The 24,944-nt window shown below is 47.6% G+C and carries 20 protein-coding genes and 6 tRNA genes; 23 read left to right on the top strand and 3 right to left on the bottom strand.

All coding sequences use genetic code 11. The features are described from left to right. Positions 1 to 4: 4 nt before the first annotated feature. From OLM33_02565 to OLM33_02555, 3 genes are all read right to left on the bottom strand, one after another. Positions 5 to 3,430: an EAL domain-containing protein gene (locus OLM33_02565; protein MCW1712555.1), complete on the bottom strand. Its 3,426-nt coding sequence runs from the start codon at positions 3,428 to 3,430 to the stop codon at positions 5 to 7. Positions 3,431 to 3,677: 247 nt separating this feature from the next. Next, positions 3,678 to 3,753 (bottom strand) — tRNA-Glu (locus tag OLM33_02560). Between the two features lie 15 nt (positions 3,754 to 3,768). Then, positions 3,769 to 3,842: transfer RNA gene (locus tag OLM33_02555), tRNA-Gln, on the bottom strand. Between the two features lie 243 nt (positions 3,843 to 4,085). Here OLM33_02555 and OLM33_02550 point away from each other — a divergent pair. The 23 genes from OLM33_02550 to OLM33_02440 all read left to right on the top strand — a co-directional run bounded on the left by OLM33_02550 (position 4,086) and on the right by OLM33_02440 (position 24,741). Beyond that, positions 4,086 to 5,798, top strand: a complete 1,713-nt coding sequence (locus OLM33_02550; protein ID MCW1712554.1) for a ribonuclease J — start codon at positions 4,086 to 4,088, stop codon at positions 5,796 to 5,798. Positions 5,799 to 5,846: 48 nt separating this feature from the next. Next, positions 5,847 to 7,466 (top strand): Na/Pi cotransporter family protein, encoded by a 1,620-nt coding sequence (locus OLM33_02545; GenBank protein MCW1712553.1) that lies wholly within the window; start codon positions 5,847 to 5,849, stop codon positions 7,464 to 7,466. A 99-nt stretch (positions 7,467 to 7,565) separates the two neighbouring features. Next, positions 7,566 to 8,375: an undecaprenyl-diphosphate phosphatase gene (locus OLM33_02540; GenBank protein MCW1712552.1), complete on the top strand. Its 810-nt coding sequence runs from the start codon at positions 7,566 to 7,568 to the stop codon at positions 8,373 to 8,375. Next, complete coding sequence (locus tag OLM33_02535; protein MCW1712551.1) at positions 8,375 to 8,623, top strand: hypothetical protein; 249 nt, start codon at positions 8,375 to 8,377, stop codon at positions 8,621 to 8,623. The genes OLM33_02540 and OLM33_02535 overlap by 1 nt, the downstream gene beginning before the upstream one ends. A gap of 2 nt (positions 8,624 to 8,625) precedes the next feature. Further along, the gene (locus tag OLM33_02530) at positions 8,626 to 9,225 is read left to right on the top strand and encodes a Maf family protein (GenBank protein MCW1712550.1); all 600 of its coding nucleotides are present in this window, start codon (positions 8,626 to 8,628) and stop codon (positions 9,223 to 9,225) included. Further along, positions 9,213 to 11,123: a DUF5693 family protein gene (locus OLM33_02525; protein ID MCW1712549.1), complete on the top strand. Its 1,911-nt coding sequence runs from the start codon at positions 9,213 to 9,215 to the stop codon at positions 11,121 to 11,123. Before OLM33_02530 ends, OLM33_02525 begins: the two co-directional genes overlap by 13 nt. Further along, complete coding sequence (locus OLM33_02520; GenBank protein MCW1712548.1) at positions 11,120 to 12,145, top strand: polysaccharide pyruvyl transferase family protein; 1,026 nt, start codon at positions 11,120 to 11,122, stop codon at positions 12,143 to 12,145. Before OLM33_02525 ends, OLM33_02520 begins: the two co-directional genes overlap by 4 nt. Beyond that, positions 12,123 to 12,947 carry a transketolase gene (locus tag OLM33_02515; GenBank protein MCW1712547.1) on the top strand — a complete coding sequence of 275 codons (825 nt, stop codon included), beginning with the start codon at positions 12,123 to 12,125 and terminating at the stop codon, positions 12,945 to 12,947. Before OLM33_02520 ends, OLM33_02515 begins: the two co-directional genes overlap by 23 nt. Further along, the gene (locus OLM33_02510; GenBank protein MCW1712546.1) at positions 12,940 to 13,884 is read left to right on the top strand and encodes a transketolase; all 945 of its coding nucleotides are present in this window, start codon (positions 12,940 to 12,942) and stop codon (positions 13,882 to 13,884) included. Before OLM33_02515 ends, OLM33_02510 begins: the two co-directional genes overlap by 8 nt. A 7-nt stretch (positions 13,885 to 13,891) precedes the next feature. Then, a complete protein-coding gene (locus OLM33_02505) occupies positions 13,892 to 14,587 on the top strand; it encodes an ATP-binding cassette domain-containing protein (protein MCW1712545.1) in 696 nt (231 codons plus the stop codon). After that, positions 14,574 to 15,458: a permease-like cell division protein FtsX gene (locus tag OLM33_02500; GenBank protein MCW1712544.1), complete on the top strand. Its 885-nt coding sequence runs from the start codon at positions 14,574 to 14,576 to the stop codon at positions 15,456 to 15,458. The genes OLM33_02505 and OLM33_02500 overlap by 14 nt, the downstream gene beginning before the upstream one ends. Positions 15,459 to 15,478: 20 nt before the next feature. Beyond that, positions 15,479 to 16,696: a peptidoglycan DD-metalloendopeptidase family protein gene (locus tag OLM33_02495; GenBank protein MCW1712543.1), complete on the top strand. Its 1,218-nt coding sequence runs from the start codon at positions 15,479 to 15,481 to the stop codon at positions 16,694 to 16,696. A gap of 37 nt (positions 16,697 to 16,733) precedes the next feature. Then, positions 16,734 to 17,942, top strand: a complete 1,209-nt coding sequence (locus OLM33_02490; protein ID MCW1712542.1) for a S41 family peptidase — start codon at positions 16,734 to 16,736, stop codon at positions 17,940 to 17,942. A gap of 14 nt (positions 17,943 to 17,956) precedes the next feature. Then, positions 17,957 to 18,976, top strand: coding sequence for a divergent polysaccharide deacetylase family protein (locus OLM33_02485; protein ID MCW1712541.1), 1,020 nt, complete (start codon positions 17,957 to 17,959; stop codon positions 18,974 to 18,976). Next, entirely contained in the window at positions 18,973 to 20,265 is a 1,293-nt protein-coding gene (locus tag OLM33_02480) for an adenylosuccinate synthase (GenBank protein MCW1712540.1), read from the top strand. The genes OLM33_02485 and OLM33_02480 overlap by 4 nt, the downstream gene beginning before the upstream one ends. A 96-nt stretch (positions 20,266 to 20,361) precedes the next feature. Continuing rightward, positions 20,362 to 20,436, top strand: a tRNA-Val gene (locus tag OLM33_02475). Positions 20,437 to 20,451: 15 nt separating this feature from the next. Continuing rightward, a tRNA-Asp gene (locus OLM33_02470) sits at positions 20,452 to 20,528 on the top strand. Between the two features lie 21 nt (positions 20,529 to 20,549). Beyond that, positions 20,550 to 20,625 (top strand) — tRNA-Phe (locus OLM33_02465). Positions 20,626 to 20,645: 20 nt separating this feature from the next. Beyond that, positions 20,646 to 20,720: transfer RNA gene (locus tag OLM33_02460), tRNA-Gly, on the top strand. 197 nt (positions 20,721 to 20,917) lie between these two features. Continuing rightward, entirely contained in the window at positions 20,918 to 21,193 is a 276-nt protein-coding gene (locus OLM33_02455) for a helix-turn-helix domain-containing protein (protein ID MCW1712539.1), read from the top strand. A 531-nt stretch (positions 21,194 to 21,724) separates the two neighbouring features. Continuing rightward, a complete protein-coding gene (locus OLM33_02450) occupies positions 21,725 to 23,131 on the top strand; it encodes an ankyrin repeat domain-containing protein (GenBank protein ID MCW1712538.1) in 1,407 nt (468 codons plus the stop codon). 148 nt (positions 23,132 to 23,279) lie between these two features. Then, positions 23,280 to 23,948 carry a hypothetical protein gene (locus OLM33_02445; GenBank protein ID MCW1712537.1) on the top strand — a complete coding sequence of 223 codons (669 nt, stop codon included), beginning with the start codon at positions 23,280 to 23,282 and terminating at the stop codon, positions 23,946 to 23,948. Further along, entirely contained in the window at positions 23,872 to 24,741 is an 870-nt protein-coding gene (locus OLM33_02440) for a hypothetical protein (GenBank protein ID MCW1712536.1), read from the top strand. The genes OLM33_02445 and OLM33_02440 overlap by 77 nt, the downstream gene beginning before the upstream one ends. Positions 24,742 to 24,944 lie beyond the last annotated feature (203 nt).

Here is a 24,944-nt window from a genome sequence, read left to right as displayed (position 1 = left end):
CCTGTTATATCGTTTTTCCTGTATATGAAAAGAATTTCCTGTCCCATTTGATCATGTGACCGAGAATATCCTCAAACAAAACAAGGAAATAATATGACCGGTCCTTTTCATCGGGGCACTTGTATCCGTTCAGATATGCGTCAAATTTTTTTAAAATTTCCTTATGCTCTTCTGCTATCCTTTCCCTTTCAGGGAAACCGACTTTCAGCATCACATCTTCTTCATATCTGAAATGATCCGATATTTCTGCGTTAAGGTTTTCCAGCAGAGTGAGAATGGTATCCCTGCTTCCATCCTTGAGTAAAAGGTTGATTATACTGTTTGCCGAAGAGATCAGAGCCCTGTGCTGACGGTCGATCTGGTGGTCTCCGCTTCTGCAGCCGGATCTCCATTCTATTTTGATCTCTGCAGGTACCTCAAAATCTTTGTCCTGCAAAATGTCTATGCCGTTCTCTTTAACGGACTTCAAGTAGTCAAAGAACTTATCTGCCGGGAGAGGTTTGCTGAAGATATAACCTTGGATAAGCCTGCAGCCATACTTTCTCATATAACTTAGCTGAGCCTCTGTTTCAACACCTTCGGCTATGACCTCCAGTCCCATTTCGTTGAATATATTGATCATAGACTCGGCGACCCGCTGCTTCTTTTCGTCCTTTTCAATGCCCAGTGTAAATGAACGGTCAAGTTTTACAACGTCCAGAGGCAGATCCAGCATCGTAGAAAATGTGGAGTAACCTGTTCCGAAGTCATCGAGCGCAAGTTCGAATCCTTCTTTTTTAAGCTCCTCGAATGTTCTGATCACTTCATCAGGCTGATTAGTCAGAGAGCTCTCCGTTATCTCTATCTTGATGTTTGACGGCAAAATGTCATGTTCTTTTACAGTTTTCGTCATAAAATCAACAAGGCTCTCTCTTCTTTTTTCAAGGTAGACCAGCGACATGTTGATGCTAACTGTAAAATCTATGATGCCTTTTGCTCTCCACTGAGCAGCCTGCCTGCATGCCTCATTAACCACCCACTCAGTGATCGGTACTATCATCCCGCTTCTCTCTGCCATGGGAATGAAATCCAGCGGAGATATCATGCCGTAACGGTGGTGTTTCCATCTGATCAGTGCCTCTGCCTGATCTATAAGGGGCGAGCCAATATTAACGATCGGTTGGTAGTATAGTTCAAACTGGTCCCTTCCAATGGCCTGTTTAAGATCGTTTTGGAGTATGACCTCTCTGCTCTTGATCTGTTCCATCTCAGGCTCATAAAATGTTACCGTATTCTTCGTTTTTTTCGAAATATAAAGGGCAGCAGAGGCATTTTTAATGGTCTGGCTCAGGAGCATGTTTTCTTCAGCCGCCGCCGCTCCAATGCTTACGGAAAGGACAACAACCTCATCGCCGATTTTTATTCTTTTTGAAATTTTATTAAACAGTTTTTCCGATATTGATTCCAGAACATTAATATCACGTGAGGGTACCAACAATATAAATTCATCTCCTCCGTAACGGAAAAGGAGGCATTTCCCCTCTGTTTCGCTTTGGATCAAATTCGCAAACTCTTTGAGGATCATGTTGAGGGTTTTATCGTTGTAGTAATATTTCACAGAACTGAAATTATCTATATCAAGGTGAATTACCGAATAGAGGCTGTCTAAGCCCTGAGTATCTGATTCGATTTCCATCTTGCGCAATGCGGCACGGTTCATAAGACCGGTCTCCATGTCGTGGAAGCTTATAAAGTCGATCTCTTCCTCATTTTTTTTACTCTCTGTGATATCCCTTATCCGTCCGAGCACTTCAACTTCGTGTTCATCGTTGCGCCTGAAACTTACGACCGTCTCACACCAGACGTCATGCCCGTCTTTATGCATATATTTGATCTGAAAATATTGATTCTTGACTGATTCCGGATCCTCTCCCAATTTTTTTACAGAGGATTTGATTGACTCATAAACAGTATTCCTATACGCAGGGCTGACAATATCTTCAATTCTGATTACAAGATAATCATCGGATGAATGACCTAAGACACTGTAGATGGATGGGCTGATGTATGTAAATTTAAATTTGTCTACGTTGTAAACAAAAATAATATCGCCTATGTTCTCTGAGACTATCTTGTAAAGTCCGGAGATTCTTACAAGTTCGTTACGGTATTTGATCAGGTTTTCTTCTGTCTGCTTAGATTCTGTTATGTCGGACTGTATGCCGAAATGTCCGATTATCCTGCCATTTTTGTCGTAAATGCAGACATATTGACCTTTGACTGTCATATTGCTTCCGTCAAAACGTTTTTCGTCTGTTTCATATTCATGGTAGCCCTTATCAAAAAAATCTTTCCACACATTCCTGCCGTGCTCTATGTTATGCGCAAAAAGCAAATTTGGCGTTTTCCCGATAAAATCACTGGTGGTCGTCCGGTACTGCTCGAGCATAGCCTTATTTACCCGCGTTATTTTTTGATGTTCGAAAACATAGTCAAGAACCTTTTCCTTATCGACGGAATCATTCCAGAAGACAGGTTTATCAAGCATCATGAAAAAGATACCGACAGAGGGCTGCTCAAAAAGGAGATCAGTAAGGTGCTCCTGATTTTTTAGTTCATGGTCAACGAGATCCCTTTGACGCACCTCCTCACGGACAAGTATTTCCAGTTGTTCATTGTATTTACGTATCTCTTCCTCCATCTTTTTGATTTCAGTCAGGTCATTCATCGTTGTAAGAATACACGCCCTGTCAGCAATATAGATCTTCTCAACATTGAAGCAGCCTGTGAGTATCCTCCCGTCCCTGCACCTTACAGAAACTTCTGCGTATCCGACATGTCCGTTCCGGGCAAGGTTGTCAAGGACCCTTCCTCTGTCGGAGTAGTCAACGAAAAGATTCAGATCCTTTGAAGACTTTCCTATGACTTCCTCTTTCGCATAGCCGAGGGTCTCGCAAAAAGTTCTGTTGACATCGATATATACACCTTCCTTTTCATCTGATATCGCCATCAGGGCTCCGCTTGCTTCAAACGCCTTTGAAAACTTTTCCTCTGAAAGCTTAAGATCCGACATGTCTTTTGAGACGCCAAAAAGGACAGGTTTGCCGTCCCATTCTCCCCGGCTGACGCGTGTTTCGACGGGTACTCTGCTTCCGTCCCTGCCAAGAAGGGAAATAGGGCAGAACTCGCGTTTGCCCTCAAGCATTTCCTCTACATATCTTCTCGCCTCTTCCCTTCTCTCTTCGGGATGTACCAGAAGTACAGAGCTTCCGTAAAGCTCCTCTTCGGAGTATCCCAGTCTCTCCAAAACAGTTCTGTTGACCTGAAGGATTTTGCCATCCATGTTGAGGATGAATAGGAACTCTTTGATCATGTGGAAAAAATTCAAAAAGTTTGAGTAACTGAAGTTTTCATTGCATTTGACACCTGCTGCGTTGTTGAATTTCTCCATAATGATCCACCTGTCTATCTGCCGGGTTTGTATTGCGAAAAAGAACAGAAATTTAGTAATTAATTCATTTGTAAATTATAATGTTTCTACTTTAAGAATTATACTTAAAATGTCCGGGATGTCCAGTATGTAATTGATCGGATTTGGTAGAAAAAAGCTGCAGACTGCGCCTGAAGAATCCGCCCATGAAAACGAAACAGAGCGGCATTAGCCGGTCTGTTTCGCTGCTTTTGCAAGCTTCTAAATTTGGCAGTCCCTAGGGGATTCGAACCCCTGTTAACGGGCTGAGAACCCGCCGTCCTAGGCCCCTAGACGAAGGGACCACATCACTTATGATATGGCTGGGGTACCAGGATTTGAACCTAGATTACCTGATCCAGAGTCAGGCGTGCTGCCGTTGCACCATACCCCAAAATGGCCCGGTCTGTCAATCTCTGTCATTGACATGACAAGTGAAAATTATATCGGATATTTGCCCATTGTCAACCCGAAGATGCGCACCTGTATGATGCGCACCGTGAAGATGCGTACCGCTGCGAAGTATTATGTCGATGGTCTTCTCCTTCCGATCTGAAGTGTTTAGAATATTTAAAGCCCTATAGCCCGAAGTCCTATTAAGTGGTACGATTGTAAGCTGAGGGGGAGTTGTTTTTATATGCCCATTGATAAAAAAAGAACCAAAAGACCAAATAAGAATGTCAGCGGAAGAGGTGAGCTTAGCGTTATCCCGCTCGGAGGACTCGGGGAGATCGGTAAGAACCTTACAGTTTTCAGATACAATGACGACATCATAGTAGTGGACTGCGGCCTCAAATTTCCTGAGGAGGACATGCTAGGTATAGATTTCGTTATCCCGGATGTGCAGTATCTTACAGAGAACAAAGAGAAAATTATGGGTATCTTCATAACCCACGGGCACGAAGACCACATCGGAGCACTTCCGTTCATCCTGCCGAGGCTTGATGCGCCGCTTTACTGTTCCAGGCTTACAGCCGGCCTTATAGAGAATAAGATGCAGGACGCGAGGACAAACTACAGGCCTAAGTACAGGGAGATATGCCCGGGCGACATAATAGAGGCCGGCGCTTTTTCAGTTGAGTTCATACCCGTATGCCACTCGATACCCGATTCACTTGCTCTCTCCATCCACACACCGATGGGGATGATAGTCCACACCGGAGATTTCAAGCTTGACCCTACGCCCATAGACGGCATCGGAACAGATTACAGCTCTTTCGCCTCTCTCGGCAAAGAAGGGGTCCTTCTGATGCTCTCCGACTCTACCAACATCGAAAAAGAGGGGATCACCCCGTCTGAGAAGACAGTGGGACAGACATTTGAGCGTCTTTTCCGCCTCTATAAGGACAGGCGGATAGTGATAGCAACATTCGCCAGCAACCTTCACCGCGCCCAGCAGGTATTCAGCGCCGCCGGAAGGTTCAACCGCAAGGTGGTCCTTGTAGGCAGGAGCATGATCAATAACGTCGAACTTGCAATGGACCTTGGCTATATCGATGTTCCGGAAGGACTTATCATCTCCTCGCAGGAGGCAGACCACATGCCTGAAAACAGGTTGGTGGTGCTCACAACAGGAAGTCAGGGAGAGCCTTTCTCGGGACTTGTCCTGATGAGCAGGGGGATCCACAGGATGGTCAGGCTGGGCCCCAAAGACCTTGTCATAATATCCGCTACACCCATCCCGGGAAATGAAAAACTGGTCAGCCACACGGTCAACAGACTCTTTGCATGCGGATGCGAGGTAATATATGAACGCGCGGATAAGATCCATGTGTCGGGGCACGCTGCGCGTGATGAGCTCACGATAATGCTGAGCATGCTTAAGCCGAGGTTTTTCGTCCCCGTGCACGGAGAGTACAGGCATCTTGCGCGCCATGCGCAGCTGGCACGTGACATGGGAGTGGCGCCTAAGAATATATTTGTTATGCAAAACGGCGACGTGCTCAGGTTCAAGAACAGAACAAGCGCTTCTGTTGACGGCAGGGTACAGTCAGGCGCTGTGCTGGTCGACGGCATAGCGCTCGGAGAATTTGAAGGCAGCATTCTCAGGGAGAGAAGGGAACTCTCTGAAAATGGGATCGTGGCGGTTTCGGTAACGCTTGACTCTAAATTCCGTACGACGGCTCCCATACAGATACAAACGAGGGGAAGCGTCTTCTCCACAGAGGACGGGAGCACCTTCAGAGAACTTGAGAATGCCGTAAAGCTTGGACTGGAACAGTTTGCAAGAACACCGGGAGCGAAGCCCGAGATGCTGCCGGCAGAAATACGGAAGAGGATCAGGGATGTGTTTGGAAAGGTATCCCGCAACTATCCGGTAATAGTACCGCTTATAACTTATGTTGAATAACAGAGTCAGACGGGTTTGACCTGCCGCTGAAATCCGAGGAGAGATATGATGTCATTTACTTCATTGCTGCAGATCTTTGCAGGGGTAGGGATCCTGATCTACGGAATAATAATCATGGGAGAATCGCTCCAGATAATTGCGGGCGACAGGCTTAGGAAACTTATAGGATCACTCACTGGGACTCCGCTTAAGGGACTGCTTCTCGGAACGGCAGTTACAAGCATACTTCAAAGCAGCAGCGCAACGACGGTAATGGTGGTAAGCTTTGTAGACGTTGGTTTTATGACGCTTGTACAGGCAATAGGGGTCATCCTCGGGGCAAATATCGGTACCACAGTGACCGCTCAGCTGATGGCATTCAAGATCACCGATGTGGCGTATGTCTGTGCGATGATAGGAGCTGCGCTTTGCATCCTCTGCCAGAAGAAAAGGCATAAACAGATCGGAGTGGGGCTTGTGGGGTTCGGTCTCCTCTTTATAGGTATGGAGATGATGCAGGAACCTCTGTCATTCCTCAAGCAAAGACCGGAGATGGTCACTATTTTTGGAGACCACCTCTTCCTTGCCTTCCTCTCAGGCCTCGCCATCACACTGCTTGTTCAGTCAAGTTCAGCAACAGTCGGTCTTACCATGGCGATAGCTGCGCAGGGGGTAGTACCTCTTCAGACAGCGATAGCCATTATACTTGGAGACAACATAGGCACAACAATTACGGCCGTTCTTGCCTCCCTCGGCGCCAACAGGTCCGCGAAGCAGGCAGCGGCGGCCCATGTCATGATCAAAGTGCTTGGTACAATGGTAATAATGACTATGCTGCCTTTCTACACCTCACTGATAGAGCATACTGCCACCGATATTTCGCGTCAGGTAGCAAACGCACATACCATCTTCAACGTGATAATCGCATTGATGTTCCTTCCTTTTGTTACACAGTATGCTACATTTATCAGAAAGTTTATCCCTGATGATAAAAATGATAAGGTGCTCGGCGCCATGTTCCTCAATCCGACGCTTATTACGGCTTCGAGGGCTGCGGCGGTGGATGCCGTACGCAAAGAGATGATACGTCTCGGCATATCCTCGCTCAGGATGATCGAGTCCTGCAGAACGATGTTCCTTACTGACAACGAAAAGCTTGTGGCTGAGATCGACAGGATGGAAAGAAACGTGAATGAGATAACTCACGACATCGTAAGGTATGGAACTGAAGTTGGTCAGGCTGGTCTGTCGCCCGACCTTTCGATGATACTGAACTCATGCATCAGCGGTGTGGGAGACATCGAAAGGATCGGTGACCACGCCACCAACCTTGTCGAAATGTATCAGTTCCTTCAGGACCATAAGCTTAAGTTCTCCCCCAAGGCTCTCGAAGAGTGCAAGGAGATGTTCGATCTCGTTATCTCGGCTGTCGCAAAAAGCGTACAGGCTTTGGAGGATGAAAATCCTAAGATCGCCCAGGAAGTGCTTGATCTCGAAGACAGGATAGATTACATGGAGAAGACGCTCCGGGCAAGGCACATCGCCAGGCTCAATGCCGGGGGCTGCAGTCCTGATGCCGGTGTGATCTTTATTGATATCCTAAGCAACCTTGAACGTGTGGGCGATCACGCGCACAACATAGCCATGGTCGTCTTCGACATTGAAAGCATGCACAGCCGCGGGGCATGATCATATAAGTCCCGGCAGGTATGAGAGTGTAGTTGTATGCCCTTATTTACGGTTTTAATGAATTTTTGAAGTTATCTAATCAAAGAGGTGTATCTCCGTATGGACTACAGATTGGTATTTTTGGGCCTGGTCCAGGGCCTCACGGAATTTCTCCCGGTAAGTAGCTCCGGACATCTTGCTCTTGCCCAGATATTCCTGGGGCTTGAGATGCCTCCGCTCTCTTACGACCTGGTCCTCCATGGCGCGACAATGGCGGCGACCATACTCTTCTTTTTTAATGATATCATTAAACTGCTTGGTGAATGGGTCTCGGGGCTCTTTTACAAAGATAAGAGGGGCCGGACCGGGTGGCATGTCGGCTGGGCCGTCTTTATCGGCACCATTGTAACGGGCGCAATAGGCATGGCCATAAAGGATTTTGCTGAGGAAGCGATGATGAACTCTCTGATGGTTGGCCTCGGGCTGGTGTTTACCGGTCTGGTCCTGATCTCAAGCCGTTTCATAAGAAAAGGGTTTGGCAGGGTGTCGCCCTTTGACGGATTGATGGTGGGTTTGGCCCAGGGCATTGCTGTAATGCCTGGAGTCTCACGTTCGGGAATGACCATGATGGCAGGCACCGCTGCAGGCATCAGCAGGGAAGAAGTTTTCAGATTCTCGTTCCTGCTTTCGATACCTGCGATACTTGGCGCGACTCTTCTGCAGGCAAAAGAGGTCGGGGGGCTCGATGCCTTTCATGCGTCCCTTCCGCAGGGATGGTACATAGGGGCGGCGGCTGCGTTTGCAAGCGGTCTGGTGTCGCTGTTTGTCCTGAAAAAACTTGTCATAGCCTCAAAATGGTGGTTTTTCGGCATATATTGCCTTGCTCTTGGATCATTGTCCGTAATTATTTCTTTTTTGGGGGTGTGGTGATGGCTCTTGTAAGATCGGGCGGCCTTAGATGGGGAATAATGCTTCTGTTTCTCATACTGGGTACCTGGCTGGGGATCTTTCTTCAGCGTTTTAACGCTTCTGCTGCGCTGTTTGCGAACGTCATCGATTTTTCAGTCGATGTCAGACAGGTAGACCTGATAATGCTGCGCTTCGGTTTCCACTTCGCCCTCAAAATGAACCTGGGCACACTTATAGGAGCTATTGCAGGCATCATCGCCTCAAGGTGACTATGGATATAATACTGGCTTCCGGAAGCCCCAGGAGGCAAATGCTCCTCAGGGAGCTCGGCTGGAACATAAAGGTAATGGTGCCTGATACGGAAGAATCGCAAATGCCGAAAGAAAGTCCCGAAGAAATGGTCTGCCGGCTCGCTTATGAAAAGGCGCTTTCTGTTCATGGCGGTTGCCCGGACAGCTGGGTCATAGGCGCTGACACAGTCGTTACGTCGGCGGGTGAGATATTGGGCAAACCGTCGGGACGCGATGATGCCCTGTGCATGATCCAAAAACTGCAGGGAAAGATACATGCCGTGGTCACGGGTGTCGCGCTCTTCGCACCGGACGGACGCAGACTTGTGGAAGCGGAAAAGACCTATGTGCGCTTCAGGGCGCTGGACGATAAGGAGATCTCTTCATACGTCGAAAGCGGAGAGAGTTTTGACAAAGCAGGAGCATACGCTATACAGGGCAAGGGTATGCTGCTCGTTGAAAGTATCGAGGGCTGTTATTTTAATGTTGTAGGCCTTCCTGTCCAAAGGCTGAGCAGAATGTTCGGGGACCTGGGATGGCCTCTCGCCGAGCAATGGAGGATAAGTCAATGTTCGATCTGAAGGCACGGAATATAGTCATCGCAGCAATGGCTGCGTCAATGCTCCTGGCCACTCTGGGGATGATCCCCAGAGTTAGGGAGGAGCAGTCGAACAAGACAGTTGCTTTTGTGATGGAGTTCAGAGACCTGATGACGCTTGCGGTACAGTCTGACAGGTCTGCTGACACGATATGGAAAGAAATAAACGGGCTTGGTGTGATCGGGCTGTCTGTCCCTGAATTCACCGGTGAAGAGATATTGCTGATGAGCCCGCTTCCTCTCAAGTACGGGACTGCGGAGCAGTTCGGGCTCAGTTCAGGAAAAATTCTTCCTGACAGGGCAGTGATCCTGACGGAAAGATCTTCAAAATACTTAGAGCCTCTCTACCGTTACATCAAACTGAAGATGCCCGCTGCTGAAATTACATACAGAGCTGAGGAAGCGGCGATCATACTTCCGGGCAGCACATCCGACTTCAAAGTTTCATCTTTTTTACCCGATTTTTACGGGCTTGATTTTTGCCGTGAAAACAACATCCCCGTGCTCTTCAGGCCGGGTCCCTGTCCGGTCTCTGACGGCTCAGCCACTGCAGCAGCCTTTGATCATCTCACCTCGATGTATACTGACATAAAAAATGTTACGGCATCCGGCATGATAATGGCCGGCTATCCTGACTACAAGCCGCTGGCTGATGTAATGAAGCGCAAGGGCATCACCTTTTCACAGACGGAGTTTGTCAAGCAGGTCGGATCTGCAGGGTTTGCAAAGATGATGTACCCTATGGTGATCCCGCTTCACAGCCTCACACGGGATGAAGTCATATCCAGGAGCATATCAAGGCTCCAGATCGCCGAGCGTTTTGTCAGGGCCATCCACGAGCGTTCGGTGAGGCTTATCATGGTCAGGCCTTATGATCTGAACATGGGAAACAGAATGGAAATTTTCAGGGAAGACCTGGAGTTCACCGGAGAGTCAATAAAGGCCCGCGGTTACGATTTCGGCTGGCCCTCAAACCTGAACGTATGGGCAGAGAGCATGCCGGGAGCACTGGCATGCGGCATAGTCCTGGTCTTCTGCAGCTGGTTCTACATGGTGCGCCTGAATACGGGGGGGGAGGGAAATGTAAGCATCAGGACCCTTTCTTTTTTGATCTTTGCCTCTTTGCTCGTGTCTGCGGGTATCTTTAAATTCCCTGTCATGGCCCGTATATGCGGAGGTCTCTGCGGTGCCGCTGCCGCTGCTGAGGCGGCTCTTTCTGCACTTGAGAGCCACAAAAGACCCCTGCTCGGAGCTGTAAAAGGACTTTTCATAGTAACAGCCGGAGGTTTGGCTATCGCGGCTTTCTACGGAACGACAATGGCGGCGCTGAGGCTTACACCGTTTTCCGGCGTGAAGCTGACACTTCTTCTGCCTCCTCTGCTCGTCCTTGTCCATGACCTGAGGCGTAAGGTGCACCCCGAATCCCTGCCTGAGATAATAGGCAGGCCCGCGATATGGGGAGAACTCTTCCTGATCGGCATAATGATGCTTGCGATGCTGATAATGGCACTGAGGAGCGATAATGTCTCCAATGTGCCTGCATGGGAAGTGGCCTTCAGGGAGTTCATGGAAAGGGCACTCCTTGTCAGGCCGCGTACCAAGGAGTTCCTGATAGGCTATCCGGCACTTGCGCTCTACTGGTATGTAGTGAGAAAAGGTTACATGCCTGGCTACCGTGAAGCCGTCAGGATCGTTTCGGTGCTCGCTTTCAGTTCGGCCGTAAACACTTTCTGCCACTTCCACACACTGCTTTCGCTGAGCATCATCAGGACCCTCAACGGATGGTGGCTGGGTATCCTGCTGGGGGGAACCGCAGTGGCAATATTAAATTATGTGATGATACCGCTGCATAAAAAACTGTCCGGAGATATACCGAATTGACCCGCAAATACGATGTCCTGCTGGCCGGATACTACGGCTTCGGGAACCTCGGTGACGAACTCCTTGTGGATGCCTGTGTAAAGCTCCTTGAAAAAAACGGGATCCCAAGGGAGAGGATCGCTGTGCTCTCCGCGGATCCCGACGGGACCAAAAAAACACTTGGGACAGCTTCTTATGACAGATGGAAGCTGAACGAGATCCGCAGTGCGATGAAGGATTCCAACACCATGCTTTTGGGCGGCGGAGGCCTGTTCCAGGACCAGACGAGCCTCAGATCCTGCTTTTATTACTGGTCTCTGGTCCAGATAGCCCGGATCTGTTCTGTAAAGAGCTGGGCCGTCGGACACTCATTGGGACCGTTTAACACGGCGATGGGTCCCTATTTTGCAAAAAAAGCATTTGGAAAGTGCCTCTACAGAAACGTAAGGAACAGAAGTTCCCTGGGGATGCTGAACAACTGGGGATTTTTCGGCACACAGTCTCCGGACCTTGTTATGTCACTCAAGGTAAAGAGGGATTTTGAAAGAGGCGACAGACTTCTGCTCAACCTCCGCACGGGATATGAGAAAGTGTCCAGGTCAGCCGTAAGCTCAGCTGTAAAGGCTGCAGAGCAAAAAGGCCTGAGCATATCCGCAGTTGCTTTTGCAGATGAAGATATTAAAGAGTTCGAAAAATATGCATGCAACGGCACTTTAAAATTGGATCAAATTACTGTTGTGAGATCACTGTCCCAATTCGAAGATATCCTCAGCAGAAGTTGCTGTGCGATCGGCATGAGGCTGCATTTCCTGGTCCTGGCGCTTCTGGCCGGGCTCCCACTGCGCGGTGCGCCCTATGATCCCAAAGTGGTTTCGTTCTGCAAAGAATGGGAGATACCTATGACCGGTTCCGCCGGCGCAGAGTTTTCGTCGCCGCCTGAAGCATGTATACTGGAAGAGACAGCAGACAAAGTGGCAACATCATTCAGAGAGGGACTTGCTGCCGTTTTGGGAGAGAGCTATGGAGAGAACAAGGATAAATGAACTTGAAAAGATAGCCGCCGAAGTAAGGAAAGACATAGTGAGGATGGCAGGACTGGCCAGATCCGGTCCGATAGAACTGCCGCTTCTGATATCCGATATCCTTGTCTATCTTTACTGGGAAGAGATGCTCCTGCTTGCCGGGAGTCCTGCAAGGGGCGACAGGGACAGGTTCGTCCTGGGCATGGAAGATGGAGTTCCGGCACTTTATGCGGTCCTTGCAAGACGGGGATATTACGAGCGCGAACAGCTATGGCACTACATGAGGCTTGGCTCCATGCTGCAGGCGCTGCCTGATTTCAGAAGGACCCCGGGTGTAGATGCTCCGCTTGTAACATCCGGCACAGAATTGTCGATCGCTTCCGGACTCGCGTACTCGCTCCGCAAAGAGGGGCTGAGATCCAGGGTCTTCTGTTTTTTGGAAGAAAAGGAGTGTCTGGGGCCTGATTTCATGCTTGAAGCTGAGATGTGTGCGAAATGCGGCCTTGACAATATAACGGTCATCGCTGTCTGCAAAGATAAAAGGGGATCAGGCTGTTCCGGATCACCCCGGGAGAGCAGGGATCCACTCAAAAAATGCGGATGGGACATTTTCGACGCAGACGGCAATGACTTCGCATCGATGGAAAAAGTCTTTGCAGAGGCAGGCTGCGAGAGGGGAAAACCAGCGGCTGTCTATGCGAAAGTCAGTAATGGCAGAGGACTGTCCTTTGCCGGCGAAGATGCCGCAAAAACAAAAATTATAATGAGCATGGAAGCGATGGACAGAGCTTTGGAAGAACTGGAGGGCAAGACAAATGGATGACAGAACAAGATCCTGTACGTGGGATGTTTTTTGTGAACATCTGGCATCTTATGCCGGGGATGAAGATTTTGCCCTTGTCGTCCAGGATATGGGTATCGACCTGGGTCTGCTGAACGATCTTCCCGAGGACAAAATATTCGTATCATCGCCGTCGGACCCAAACATGATACTCAATGCCGCCGGCATAGCCCTCAGCGGAAAGAGGCCCTGGATCGCGGGCCGTTCCTCAAAAATGATCAGCAGGAGTTATTCCCAGATCAGGGAGTCTTTGGCCATACCATTTCTGCCTGTGAGGATAGCAGTGGCTGACGGCGGTCTTTCATGCGGCGAGGAGGGCGCTTCGAGGACCATGACAGAGGACCTCTCTCTTATGAGAGGGATGCCCAACATGAGTGTGGTAGTGCCCTCTGACAGCAATTCTGTTAAAGGTATAACAGATGCGGCCCGCAAAGCAGAGGGTCCCGTATATATAAGACTCGGCCAGACCCCGCTCTCTCAGCTGGATCATGACCGGGACGGAGACTTCAGTCTGGGAGGGGCAAGGCTTTTGCGTGAGGGAACATCAGTCACAGTATGCACATGCGGGATAATGGGCCATCAGGCCCTTAAAGCCGCTGACATACTGGACCAGCAGGGGATAGATATTGAAATAGTCGACTGTTACAGTCTGAAACCGTTCCCTGAACAGACGCTTCTTGCATCGGTGAGGAGAACAGGCTGCTGTGTTGTTGCTGAAGAGCACAGCTACATAGGAGGGCTCTGCAGCGCGACTGCGGAGTGCCTTTCGGGCACATACCCCGTACCGGTCAAGTTCGTCGCGATAGAGGACCGGTTTGTCCACAGCGGTGCTCCCGAAGAACTGAGGGAATATTTCGGGCTGACGTGGAAAGAAATCGTAAACGCGGCTGCGCAGGCGTGGGCGCTCCGCAGGAGGTAGTCAATTTATGGAAATAAAATTTTCCGGGGTAACAAAGATCTTCGAACCGGACATAATAGCTTTGGAAGACATATATCTGCAGGTGGAAAAGGGAGAGTTTGTATATCTTGTAGGGGAGACAGGGTCAGGTAAAACGACCCTCATGCGTTGTATTACGCGCGAAGTAGTCCCCACCAGAGGACAGATAAGCGTAGGGGGCAACCTGCTTAGGAAGATCAACCGGTTTGACCTGGCACTTTTCAGGAGGGATATCGGTGTCGTCTTCCAGAGCTTCCTTCTCCTTCCCAATCTTACGGCATTCGAAAACGTCGCCTTCGTTCTCGAAGTGATGGGACTCCCGCCGAGAGAGATCAACGAGAGGGTCTCCGAGGTGCTGAAACTTGTTGGTATATGGCGAAGAAGGAATCTTTACCCTCCCCAGCTTTCGGGAGGAGAGCAGCAGCGTCTTGCAATAGCGAGGGCGATCGTCAACGGGCCGTCTCTCCTGATAGCTGACGAACCTACAGGGAATCTTGACACTCATACGGCTGATGAGATCATGCAGCTGATACTCGGGATCAATGCGGCAGGTACGACAGTTATGATGGCGACGCACAACCAATATCTCGTCGACACGTACCGCCACAGGGTGATCGAAATACACAGGGGCAGGATAGTCAGGGACGAAGAGCAGGGGAGGTACGAACTTCATGGCGGCTGTTAGATATGCGTGCAGGGACGGATGGAGGCTTATTGTCCGTCATTGGGGCATGAGCCTGCTGACAGTATTCACGGCTATGTCCGTATTTTTCATAATCGGAGCCAGTACCCTTTTTGTGCTGAATGTCAGGAATATCGTCAGCTCGCTTGAAAATCAGCTGACGATCCAGGCCTATCTGAAGCCAAAAGCGGATATAAATGCAGTGGAAAAAGCTGTGAAGGCTCTTCCTCATGTCAAAGAGACCAGGGTGGTCACAAAGGACATGGCGCTTGAGCGCCTCCGCTCCAGAATAGGAGAACAGGCAAAGGCAGTTATGCTGCTGGGCGAGAACCCATTGCCCGAAAGCATTGAGATAAAGGTAAGGAAAGCATCGGAAGTAGCAGAGACGGCACGCATTCTGGTCGCTGTGCCCGAAGTGGAAGATATCGTTTATGCCGGCCGTGTTGCGGAAAAGCTTACGAGGGTATCAGGTTTCGTCGAAAAATTTTCGATCGTAATGCTGTTGGTCGCCATCGCTGCAAGCGGAGTGGTCCTTTTTAACACAATAAGGATATCGGTCTATTCGAGAGAGGAAGAAATAGGTGTAATGATGATGGTAGGCGCCACCTCCACATATGTTACCCTGCCGTTTGTGATACAGGGTTTTATCCTTGGCCTTACCGGAGCGTTTTTTGCCTCCCTGCTGCTCGGCGGGACATACTATGCAGCCGTGACCAGACTTAAGGAGATGCTTCCGTTCATACCTTTCATAGAATCTACAAGGCTTACGGGAAAACTGGCATTTATGCTTGTATGCTGCGGAGCAACTGTCAGCCTTATATCGAGCCTTATGGCCGTGGAAAAATTCATAAGAAAAGCGTCCAGGCCCCTTTAACCTGCTGTGGGGAGGCAAAAATGAATTCGTACTGTAAAAGTATCGCCAACGCATTGATCATCTTTTTTATAATGACTGTCTCTCTCCTCCTCTTTTTTACAGGCGGACTGATTTACGCAGCCGAAAAAAAGGCAGATGATCTTGACAGGCAGATAAAGAAACAGGAAGAAGAGTACCAGAGGATCCAAAGACAGATCTCTTCCACTAAGCAAAAACTGACAGAAACTACCAAAAAGGAAAAGACGGTCACCCAGCAGATAGAGGTGCTGAGCCAGAAGATAACCATAACCCAGCAGAAGGTAAACGTTGTCTCCCTTAAAATAAGAAAAGTCCATCAGAATATCGTGAATCTTTCGAACGAAATATCGGTCAAAAACAAGAAGATCTCAGAGGTGGAAGATCTCCTGAAACATCGCCTAGTCTCAATATACAAGTATGGGGGCATAACTGATTTCAACCTCCTGCTGTCGTCCCAGGGCGCGGAAGATGCGCTTGCAAACTCTTATCTCCTCGGAAAGATAGCCGAGCAGGATCAGCAGCTGATAAATGAACTTAAGTTCCAAAAACAGAAATTAAATGAAACACAGGAACAGTTAAAGATCCAAAAGATAAGCCTGGAATCTCACGGCAAGGAGCTTAAGACGCAGACAAAGGAACTCAAAGGCGCGGCAAACGAGAGAAATGCCATCCTTGTTAAGGTGCGTAAGGACAAAGACCTCTACATGGCTCAGCAGAATGAACTTCTGAGAGCCTCAAAGGAGCTTCAGGCGACAATAAAGCGTCTGCTCACTGAGAAGAGAAAACTTGCAGCGGAGAAGCATCCAGGAAAACCCCAGACAGTATACTACCGCGGGGGAAGATTGGCCTGGCCGGTCCAGGGTACTATATCCAGCACATTCGGCACAAGGATCCACCCTATATTCAAAACCAAAATTACCCACACAGGTCTTGATATCACTGCGCCGAACGGGACCCCGGTCAAGGCCGCGGATACAGGAGAAGTGCTCTTTACCGGATGGCTGTCCGGATACGGGAATGTAGTGATCCTGGACCACGGTGGGAACCTCACTACCGTATACGCCCACTTATCAAGGATAGAATGTGCAGAGGGAGCAAAGGTCAACAGGGGCAGCATGATAGGCAGGGTCGGGGCTACAGGAGTGGCAACAGGCAACCACCTGCATTTCGAGACCAGAGTCAACGGAGACGCGGTCAATCCGATGAGGTATCTCCAGTAACGGATAAAGAAAAGCAAAAAGAAAGGTTTGTGGTCTTATGTTTAAAAAATACAGGGACATTGCCCTAGGCATCATATTGGGACTTCTTGTGGCCTCAGGAATATATATGACTCCGCAGGCAATAAGTGCCGACTGGCCCAAAGGTCTTCCGTTCTCGCCACAGCAGCTTGCGATAATCAAGCAGACCAAGCTGGCCCTTGAAACATACCAGGTCGACGGGGATAAAAAAGGTACCATAGATGACACGAAAATGTATTACGGAGCTATGAAAGGGATCGTAAGTTCAGTCGGCGACCCGTTCACCCGTTTTGTCGAGCCCAAGGAACTGGAGGAAGAGAACCTTGAGATGGAGGGCGAATACGGCGGGCTCGGAATATATATTACTTCGCGTGACGGCAGGACGATCGTCATAGCGCCGATCGAGAATACCCCAGCAGACAGGGTCGGCCTTAAGCCTCTTGATGAGATAGTAAAGGTCGACGAAAAGAACGTCATAGGAATGACAAGTGATGAGGTCGTCAAACTTCTGCGAGGCCCTGCTGGTGAACCTGTCAAAATCGGAGTAAGGCGAAAAAATCAAGACAAGATGCTGGAGTTCAAAATAATAAGGGAGATAATAAAAATAAAGACCGTCAGGCTCGAGATGCTCGGCGGCAGGATCGCATACATAAAGATAAACCAGTTCAATCTGAAAACCGACATTGAGCTTGAAGCAATGATAAAGTATGCAAAAAGAAAAAAGGCAGCTGGAATTTTGCTTGATCTCAGAAACAATCCCGGAGGCCTTCTCAACGTATGTGTGGACGTCACGTCCCAGTTTATTAACGGAGGAGTGGTGGTCGGGATGAAGGGACGTTTCGACAAGGCGAACGATACCCTCTATGCAGCCGAAGGCAGGGCAACAAAGCTGCCGGTCGTGGCACTGGTCAACGAAGGAAGTGCAAGCGCTGCAGAGATACTCGCGGGAGCGCTCAAGGACCACAAAAGGGCGGCAATAGTCGGGACAAAGACATTCGGCAAGGGATCGGTGCAGTCTCTCTTCAATCTGCCTGACAATTCGGGCATATACATAACTATAGCGCGCTACACCACTCCTTCAGGATTAGTTATCGACCACAAGGGCCTGGAACCCAACGTCAGGGTCGAAGGGGAGATAACGAAGGAAAAGCAAAATGACAGGCAGCTCCAGAAAGGGCTGGCATTACTCCGTAAGGAAGTTGCATCACATAAAAAAAGCACCAGATAGAAAAGGTGGATCGAATGGGTCGCCACTACAGAAGCAAAGACAGCTTAATGAGAGGCCTGCTCAAACTGGCATTGCTGGCAGTCCTCTCTTTTGCGCTTCTCTTTGCGGCATGTCTGCTTTATCCTGATAAATTTTCGCCCTCTGTCGTCAGCAGGGCAGAGAGGGTCACAGTTGCTGCCGAAAAACTGAGATCGAGAGTCGCCGAGATGTTTTCACTGGACCGGGAAGTTTCTAAGGAAATACCGGGGACAGTCATCAGGGAAGAAAAGAAAGAAGTCCCCCGGGCCATAAGCGAAGATGTGGCTGTCCGTGAAGAGAAAGCTAAACCTGAAAAGCCCGAAAAGCGGGGCATACTCGCAATAGTGGTCGATGACGGAGGAAACGACCTTGTCATGGCGAAAAAGATTGCATCTTTTGACATGCCCATGACATGGGCCATACTTCCCTACTCAAGGTATGCGACCGAAACCGCTTCCGTGGCAAAAGACTCGGATATACCCTACCTCCTCCACCTGCCTATGCAGGCGGAGATAGACAAGGACCCCAAAGAATATCTGGTCGGAAAGAATATGGATCGACAGATGATAAGGGAAGTTACGTCCAAAGCACTTGACTCGCTCCCCTTCCCGATAGGCATAAACAACCACAGAGGTTCACTTGCCACTTCTGATTGGGACACAATGGTCCCTGTGATAGACATCCTCAGAGAGAGGGATCTATGTTTCCTGGACAGCAGGACTTCGGGAAAGAGCGTTGCCTATGAGGCTGCCAAAGCAGCAGGGATCACCGCTTTCAGAAACAGGGGATTCCTCGACGGGACTCCGGACAAGGACTCGATCAGGGCGAGGTTTGACCAGATCGTAAAAACTGCGGTCAAGAGAGGGGACATGATCGTGATCTGTCATTTCAGGCCGGCTACCCTCCTCTTTCTTGAAGGGCTGGACCGGGAATACCGTGATCTTCCCGTCCGTCTGGTCACGCTGCCGGAAATGGCAGAAATACTTTCAAAGGCTCAAAAGGACGAAGAAGAATGATGACAGGTTCTGAGACCAACATGATCATAGGAACGCAGTGGGGCAATGAGGGCAAGGGCAGGATAGCTGACTTCATCGCCAACAGGTCTGACGTGGTCGTCCGTTTTCAGGGCTCATCAAACGGCGGACGGACGATACTGGCCTGCGGCGAAAAGTACAGGATCGGCTATCTCCCCACCGGCATACACCACGACGGCAAAAACTGTCTTATATGCGGTGGAGTGACGCTTGACCTTGAAAAGGTCTCGGACGAAATAGCGATGCTCAAGGAAGCGGGTGTGCTTAAGGCCAGACTGACCATCAGCAAATCATGTCACCTCATCCTGGACTACCATAAGAAGCTTGACGTACTCGACGGCCGCATCTTCGGGCATGACAGGAACATGACCATGACGGAACAGGGATTCGGACACTGCTGTTCCGACAAGTACAGGAGGATGGGAATAAGGGCTGTCGACCTTCTCCGTCCGGATATCCTCCATGACAAGATCAAAGAGGTCCTCGCCGTCAAGAACGAATACTTCACTAAAATTTACGGAGAAAAACCCATTGATCCGGATGAGCTGTACAAAAAATGCCTCAGGCTCGGAGAGTGGCTGATACCATACATTGGGGATCCTGAAGAGATAGTCGCGAGCTCAGTCTCAAAGAACCTTGGCATCCTCTTCGAGGCATGCGACGGAGCGCTAAATGATGTTGAAAGAGGATCCTATCCATACGTAATGCCCATATCTTCCCTGTCGGCGGCAGCACTGGCCGGTACCGGCCTCAGGTGGAACTCGCCGATGAGGATAATAGGAGTTGCCAAGGCATATTCTACAAGAAACGACAGCGGCCCCTTTGTAACGGAAGAATCAAGTGCTGTCGCAGCCTTCATGAGGAACAGGGGAAAGGAGTTCTCCGGAGTTTCGATGGAACCGAGGCGGGTGGGCTGGCTTGACATACCTGCCTTAAAATATGCGATAAAGGAAAACGGAGTTCACGCCCTTGCCCTGACTAAGCTCGATGTCCTGACGGGTATAGATGAACTTAAGGTCTGTACCGCATATAATGTCGGCGGTGAAAAAAAAGATGTCCCTGACATGGCAGGCAGGGATATGTGGAACGCACGTCCCGTATACAGAACATTTGAGGGATGGAGGGAAGATCTCTCGGGATGCAGTGACCTCAGGAACCTTCCGATCCAGGTGAAGGAGTTTATAAAATTCATAGAGGAAGAGGCCGGGATACCCGTTATTTGGGTCGGTTTAGGAGCCGACTGGGGAAAAGCACTCTTCATCAGAAGGTGACCGGAAAGCGAAAATGATTCCCAAACCTGTTGACATGTCAGGCGAAATCGGTATAATAGCTAACGTTGTTGCAGATGCGGTACGACTACGCGGTGCGGGCGGATAGCTCAGCGGGAGAGCACCTGCCTTACACGCAGGGGGTCGTAGGTTCGAAACCTATTCCGCCCACCATACAACCTAAAAAGTGGAGCTGTAGCTCAATTGGTCAGAGCGCCGGCCTGTCACGCCGGAGGTCGCGGGTTCAAGTCCCGTCAGCTCCGCCACTTTTTCAACGCCACTGAGATGGCGGGATAGCTCAGTAGGTAGAGCAACGGACTGAAAATCCGTGTGTCCCCAGTTCAATTCTGGGTCCCGCCACCAGTAACTTACAAAACCATATTGCGGAAGTAGCTCAGTGGTAGAGCACAACCTTGCCAAGGTTGGGGTCGCGGGTCCGAATCCCGTCTTCCGCTCCAGAGATATCAACGGTTCGTAGGTTTTCACCTACGGGCCGTTTTTTATTTTACTCATATTTTACTCACCTCACATCATACTGACACTCCAAAAATCATAACTTCACAAAAAAGCCTCAGTAAAAATACGTATTTTGTATGAAAATCATGTTTTTCTTGAGTTTTTTTGTTGTTTAACAATATTCGTTTTCGTATACTAGATGTTGAAAAGTACTGAATGGCTCTTGGAGACAATTGGGGGAATAATAATGAACCTAAAAAAAGACGAAAACGCAAAGAAATTGATATGGCTTGATGAGAAAAAGGCAGCAGAACATTTGTCATTAAGCGTATGGACACTAAGGGGCTGGAGGCGGTTGGGAAAAATAATCACAAAAAGAGGTACAGAAACTCCACCGCCATATTATCGCAGAGGTGGAAAGATCTTTTACAGAGCGGATGAACTTGACGACTGGCTTATGCAAGGTGCTCAGTGACATATCCCTATTATTGTCTGTATGAGTTTTATAGTTTTATCTTGATGCTTTTGTGGCAATATAGCAGTATAAAACAAAGTAAAAGCCTGAATATTTATAATTTATAACTGAATTTGAAAACCGCTATATTTCTTGTTGTTTAGCAATATTTTTTAATACAATGACATTGGATAGATAAATCAACAGAAATGAATAAATAAATAAAAAATAATATAGAGGGTACTTGTTTAGCAGTTTTAAAATTCTATATAATATGACTATGATGCATTAAAAGTCTATTGAATGATATATATGTTTATTTAAAGTGATTTTAAAAATATTATTCTAGTTGATTTGTTAATAGGACTTGTTTAATTGTTTTTAAATTTTGTATAATAAAAAGTGAAGAGATGATGAATAAAAATAATATAAAAGCTTATTTAAAATATATCAAATTATACCGACGAAAGTAACTTAAATATTGACATGCTATGAAAAATATTCAACTTAATGGCAACAGAACCTAAAATTAAATCTGTGGAGGAATCTACTATGACTAAGAAAAACGTAAGCGAAGAACTGGCAGATAAGATTTTTAAGATTCGTGAGGAGAAAACGGTACAAGAGAGCGATGTAGAAGAAATAAAAGATCTCATTGAGAAAGGCGCAGATGTTAACGCCTATGGCAACGAATATGGAACCTCTTTGCTTCATTGTGCAGTTTCTAAGGATATTTCTCCTTCAAGACTAATGGAGAGAGTAGTTAAGATGATCATTAAAGCAGGCTTTCAAGTAAACACCACTAACTGTATAGGTGAGCCATCATTATTCTATGCCGTGGAGACTGGAAACGGAGCTTTTGTGAAACAGATTCTTGATGCTGGTGCTGATGTTAATCTACAGAGTCAGACAGGCTGCACAGCGCTTTATGTTGCAGTAAAAATGCGAAACATAAAGATAGCTAAACAGTTAATAAAAAACGGAGCCGATTTAAATACACAAGATAGAATTGATCGTGATACCCCTTTACATCTTGCTGTAAAGAATAACGATGTCCGTATGGTAAAACTGTTGCTAAAATCTAAAGCCAAAGCGGATATCAAGGACTACTATTGTTATAACCCGTTGCTCACCGCAGTTTGTAACAATAATAAGGCGATAGTTAAACTGCTTGTAAAGAACCGAGCAAAAATAGAGATTGCATCAGGATTTAACTGTACACCACTATTCATAGCCGTTGATTTAAACAAGAAAGCTATAACGAAAGTGCTTTTAGAGAAAGGAGCCAAAGTGAACAAACTGGGTGGTTTAGAAGGAAACACACCACTGCATGCGGCTGTAAAAAACAGGAATCTTGCTATAGCGAAATTGCTTGTCGATGCGAAAGCAAATTTAAAAAAGAAAAATTGGGTTGGCATGACTCCGCTGCATATGGCGGCAGAAAGCGGTCAGTGCAAACTTGCGAAACTGCTCGTACAAAACGGCGCAGATCCTAGTATCAAAGATAAGGAAGGTAAGACCCCGCTGCATTTAGCAATCGAAAACAGCAGGGAAAAGTTGACTGGATATCTCCTTGGAATCGGTGCAGATGAATATATTCCATATAAAAATAGGTATAAGCTGTTGTATTTGGCCGCTCATAAAGGTAACCAAAGAATCATTAAAGTATTATTGAGTAAGGGATATGACCTTACCAAAAGATACTCCCGTGGTGTCACAGCCCTTAATATATTGTTTTTTAAGGGTCATGCAGATATTTTGATCGACTTTTTTAAAAACGCAGAAATAATTAATAGACACATTGGTTATATCAACAGTTACCTTGATATTTTGAAAACTTATCATCCTGAAGCCTATGACAAATTTAACCACCACATTCAGCGGTTGCTGACAGAAGAGACTATCAACAGTGCGGATAGGAGAAAGCCTGTCGCCACTGGCTACGAATACGATATTTAAGTACTTCAAAGGGGCAGAGAAGTAGCCCTCTGCCCCTTTACAGTTTCCATCGAAAATCATAATTTTTTTATATTCCATTTAATCCTTATCTGGTACCTCGACATTTTTTTTGAGGGGTTTAATGATAATTTCAAGGAGGATGAAAAATATGGCAGGATATTACGGGTTTTCTATGAGTAACAATGCCGTTGAGGCATACGAATCTGGGGAAAAACCGAAATCAAAGTGGACAAAAAGGGAAATCATTGAGGAAATCAAACGACAGCTAGAAGAAGAAGAGGTTGAGTTAAATGTATCGCTGTCCGTCATTGAGAAGATGCCTCTTGAAGCGCTGATGGATCTGGCCTTGTATGAGTCGTCATGGCACCACACGTCAGGTTATTTTAATGAAACCTCTTTCTATTCTGTAGACGCAAGTGAGATCACTGAATCGGATATAGAAGACTGGAGACTTCCAGAAAAAATAGCACAGACAGAGCGCAGGGCCAAAGTTCGATACACAGAGTGGTGGGGGAGCAGGAATTATCCTCGTAGACAGGAAATTGAAGAATGTGGTGTCATAAAGGACAACTGGTTTTACCCTGACAAAGGATTGGGGAAAAATGATATACACGGCAAATGGTTTGAAATTATCGAATACGAGGAAAAAAATTATTCTTCATCTGTGTTCCTGAGATCGCGGCCAATACTGCCTGGGCTGCCAGTCGGATGTACATACCTATGGACAGGATGTGGGCCGGATGTACATACCTATGGCCAGGATGTGGAACGAGAAGCGCACAAGCACGGAGACGATCACTCCGGAGGACGTCGCTGAAATGCTCCCTATATCCTTCACGCAGAACGACAACGAATCCATGGGAATGTATTCTCAGGCGAGAGGAGAAGCAGATGCCGGTTATCTTGATAATGTCATTGAAAAGGCTAAACAGATAGACAAAAAAGATTATGGCGTTGATGTAAGGATGAACGGGTGGGCTTTGATCAGCGAGATTTATGATTCAATTTTGATGGAAGAAATTCAGGCAGAGCATGATTTGCTTTTGTCGGATGAATTAAAGCTCAGGGAATATATAGAATGGCTTGATGATATCGAAGAGCTGGCTGGAGATATGCCGGTAGACGAATGGATCAAAACAGATGATGCTCGCAGATATGTATGTGACCCGCGAATCAGCTTTGAAAGCCGTAAACAATGCGACCCCAATGAAGAAAGTATCATAGATGAAGCATGGAAAATAATGAATAATGCTGTCAATGAATATATTGCTGACAAGATGAAACTCTTTGAGGAGATAGCGGAATCACAGGGGTTTGCAGTCATTGACGAAGAGGAGAGCAGGTTATCTAACAGTCAGTACTTATCAATGACTCACACGCATAACATCGATGAGTATGGAGACCTAATTGACGAGGATAAGGTTTATAAGGTACGTTTTTCGGATCATGAAGATATGCATGGCGGCAATGACCTTAATCTATCTTTTGAAGACAGCGCAGAAGAAAATGCTATTGAGCTTTATGAATTTCTTAAGAGTAAAAAACGGAAGACAAATATTTTATCAGGCATTGCCGGCAAATATCCAGTCTCAAATACAAGCCGAGTTTGAAAAGAACGTAGACGCAGTTGTGAGCGGGGCATATAAAAGGCCTTGCTGGCAGTTGCCAATAACTACAATGGCCAATGAGACCATCCCACAAATTGTGTAAACCTCCTGAAAGGTGCAAAATAGAGAGCACTGATCAGGAGGTTTTATTATGGCGAGAAGAAATCGTGATCCGGAACGTGAAGCAAAGCGGGAAAAGATGAGCA

The sequence above is a fragment of the Synergistaceae bacterium DZ-S4 genome (genome assembly GCA_025943965.1).
Classification (GTDB): Bacteria; Synergistota; Synergistia; order Synergistales; family Synergistaceae; genus Caenicola; species Caenicola nitritireducens.
Note: the sequence above shows the minus strand (reverse complement) of the source record. Positions and strands in the feature narration are given on the sequence as shown.

Excerpts from the sequence above, each read along its gene's own strand:
- OLM33_02565 (MCW1712555.1), bottom strand. The coding sequence starts at position 3,430 with ATGGAGAAATTCAACAACGCAGCAGGTGTCAAATGCAATGAAAACTTC.
- OLM33_02550 (MCW1712554.1), top strand. The coding sequence starts at position 4,086 with ATGCCCATTGATAAAAAAAGAACCAAAAGACCAAATAAGAATGTCAGC.
- OLM33_02545 (MCW1712553.1), top strand. The coding sequence starts at position 5,847 with ATGTCATTTACTTCATTGCTGCAGATCTTTGCAGGGGTAGGGATCCTG.
- OLM33_02540 (MCW1712552.1), top strand. The coding sequence starts at position 7,566 with ATGGACTACAGATTGGTATTTTTGGGCCTGGTCCAGGGCCTCACGGAA.
- OLM33_02535 (MCW1712551.1), top strand. The coding sequence starts at position 8,375 with ATGGCTCTTGTAAGATCGGGCGGCCTTAGATGGGGAATAATGCTTCTG.
- OLM33_02530 (MCW1712550.1), top strand. The coding sequence starts at position 8,626 with ATGGATATAATACTGGCTTCCGGAAGCCCCAGGAGGCAAATGCTCCTC.
- OLM33_02525 (MCW1712549.1), top strand. The coding sequence starts at position 9,213 with ATGTTCGATCTGAAGGCACGGAATATAGTCATCGCAGCAATGGCTGCG.
- OLM33_02515 (MCW1712547.1), top strand. The coding sequence starts at position 12,123 with ATGGAGAGAACAAGGATAAATGAACTTGAAAAGATAGCCGCCGAAGTA.
- OLM33_02510 (MCW1712546.1), top strand. The coding sequence starts at position 12,940 with ATGGATGACAGAACAAGATCCTGTACGTGGGATGTTTTTTGTGAACAT.
- OLM33_02505 (MCW1712545.1), top strand. The coding sequence starts at position 13,892 with ATGGAAATAAAATTTTCCGGGGTAACAAAGATCTTCGAACCGGACATA.
- OLM33_02500 (MCW1712544.1), top strand. The coding sequence starts at position 14,574 with ATGGCGGCTGTTAGATATGCGTGCAGGGACGGATGGAGGCTTATTGTC.
- OLM33_02495 (MCW1712543.1), top strand. The coding sequence starts at position 15,479 with ATGAATTCGTACTGTAAAAGTATCGCCAACGCATTGATCATCTTTTTT.
- OLM33_02490 (MCW1712542.1), top strand. The coding sequence starts at position 16,734 with ATGTTTAAAAAATACAGGGACATTGCCCTAGGCATCATATTGGGACTT.
- OLM33_02485 (MCW1712541.1), top strand. The coding sequence starts at position 17,957 with ATGGGTCGCCACTACAGAAGCAAAGACAGCTTAATGAGAGGCCTGCTC.
- OLM33_02480 (MCW1712540.1), top strand. The coding sequence starts at position 18,973 with ATGATGACAGGTTCTGAGACCAACATGATCATAGGAACGCAGTGGGGC.
- OLM33_02455 (MCW1712539.1), top strand. The coding sequence starts at position 20,918 with ATGTTGAAAAGTACTGAATGGCTCTTGGAGACAATTGGGGGAATAATA.
- OLM33_02450 (MCW1712538.1), top strand. The coding sequence starts at position 21,725 with ATGACTAAGAAAAACGTAAGCGAAGAACTGGCAGATAAGATTTTTAAG.
- OLM33_02445 (MCW1712537.1), top strand. The coding sequence starts at position 23,280 with ATGGCAGGATATTACGGGTTTTCTATGAGTAACAATGCCGTTGAGGCA.
- OLM33_02440 (MCW1712536.1), top strand. The coding sequence starts at position 23,872 with ATGTACATACCTATGGCCAGGATGTGGAACGAGAAGCGCACAAGCACG.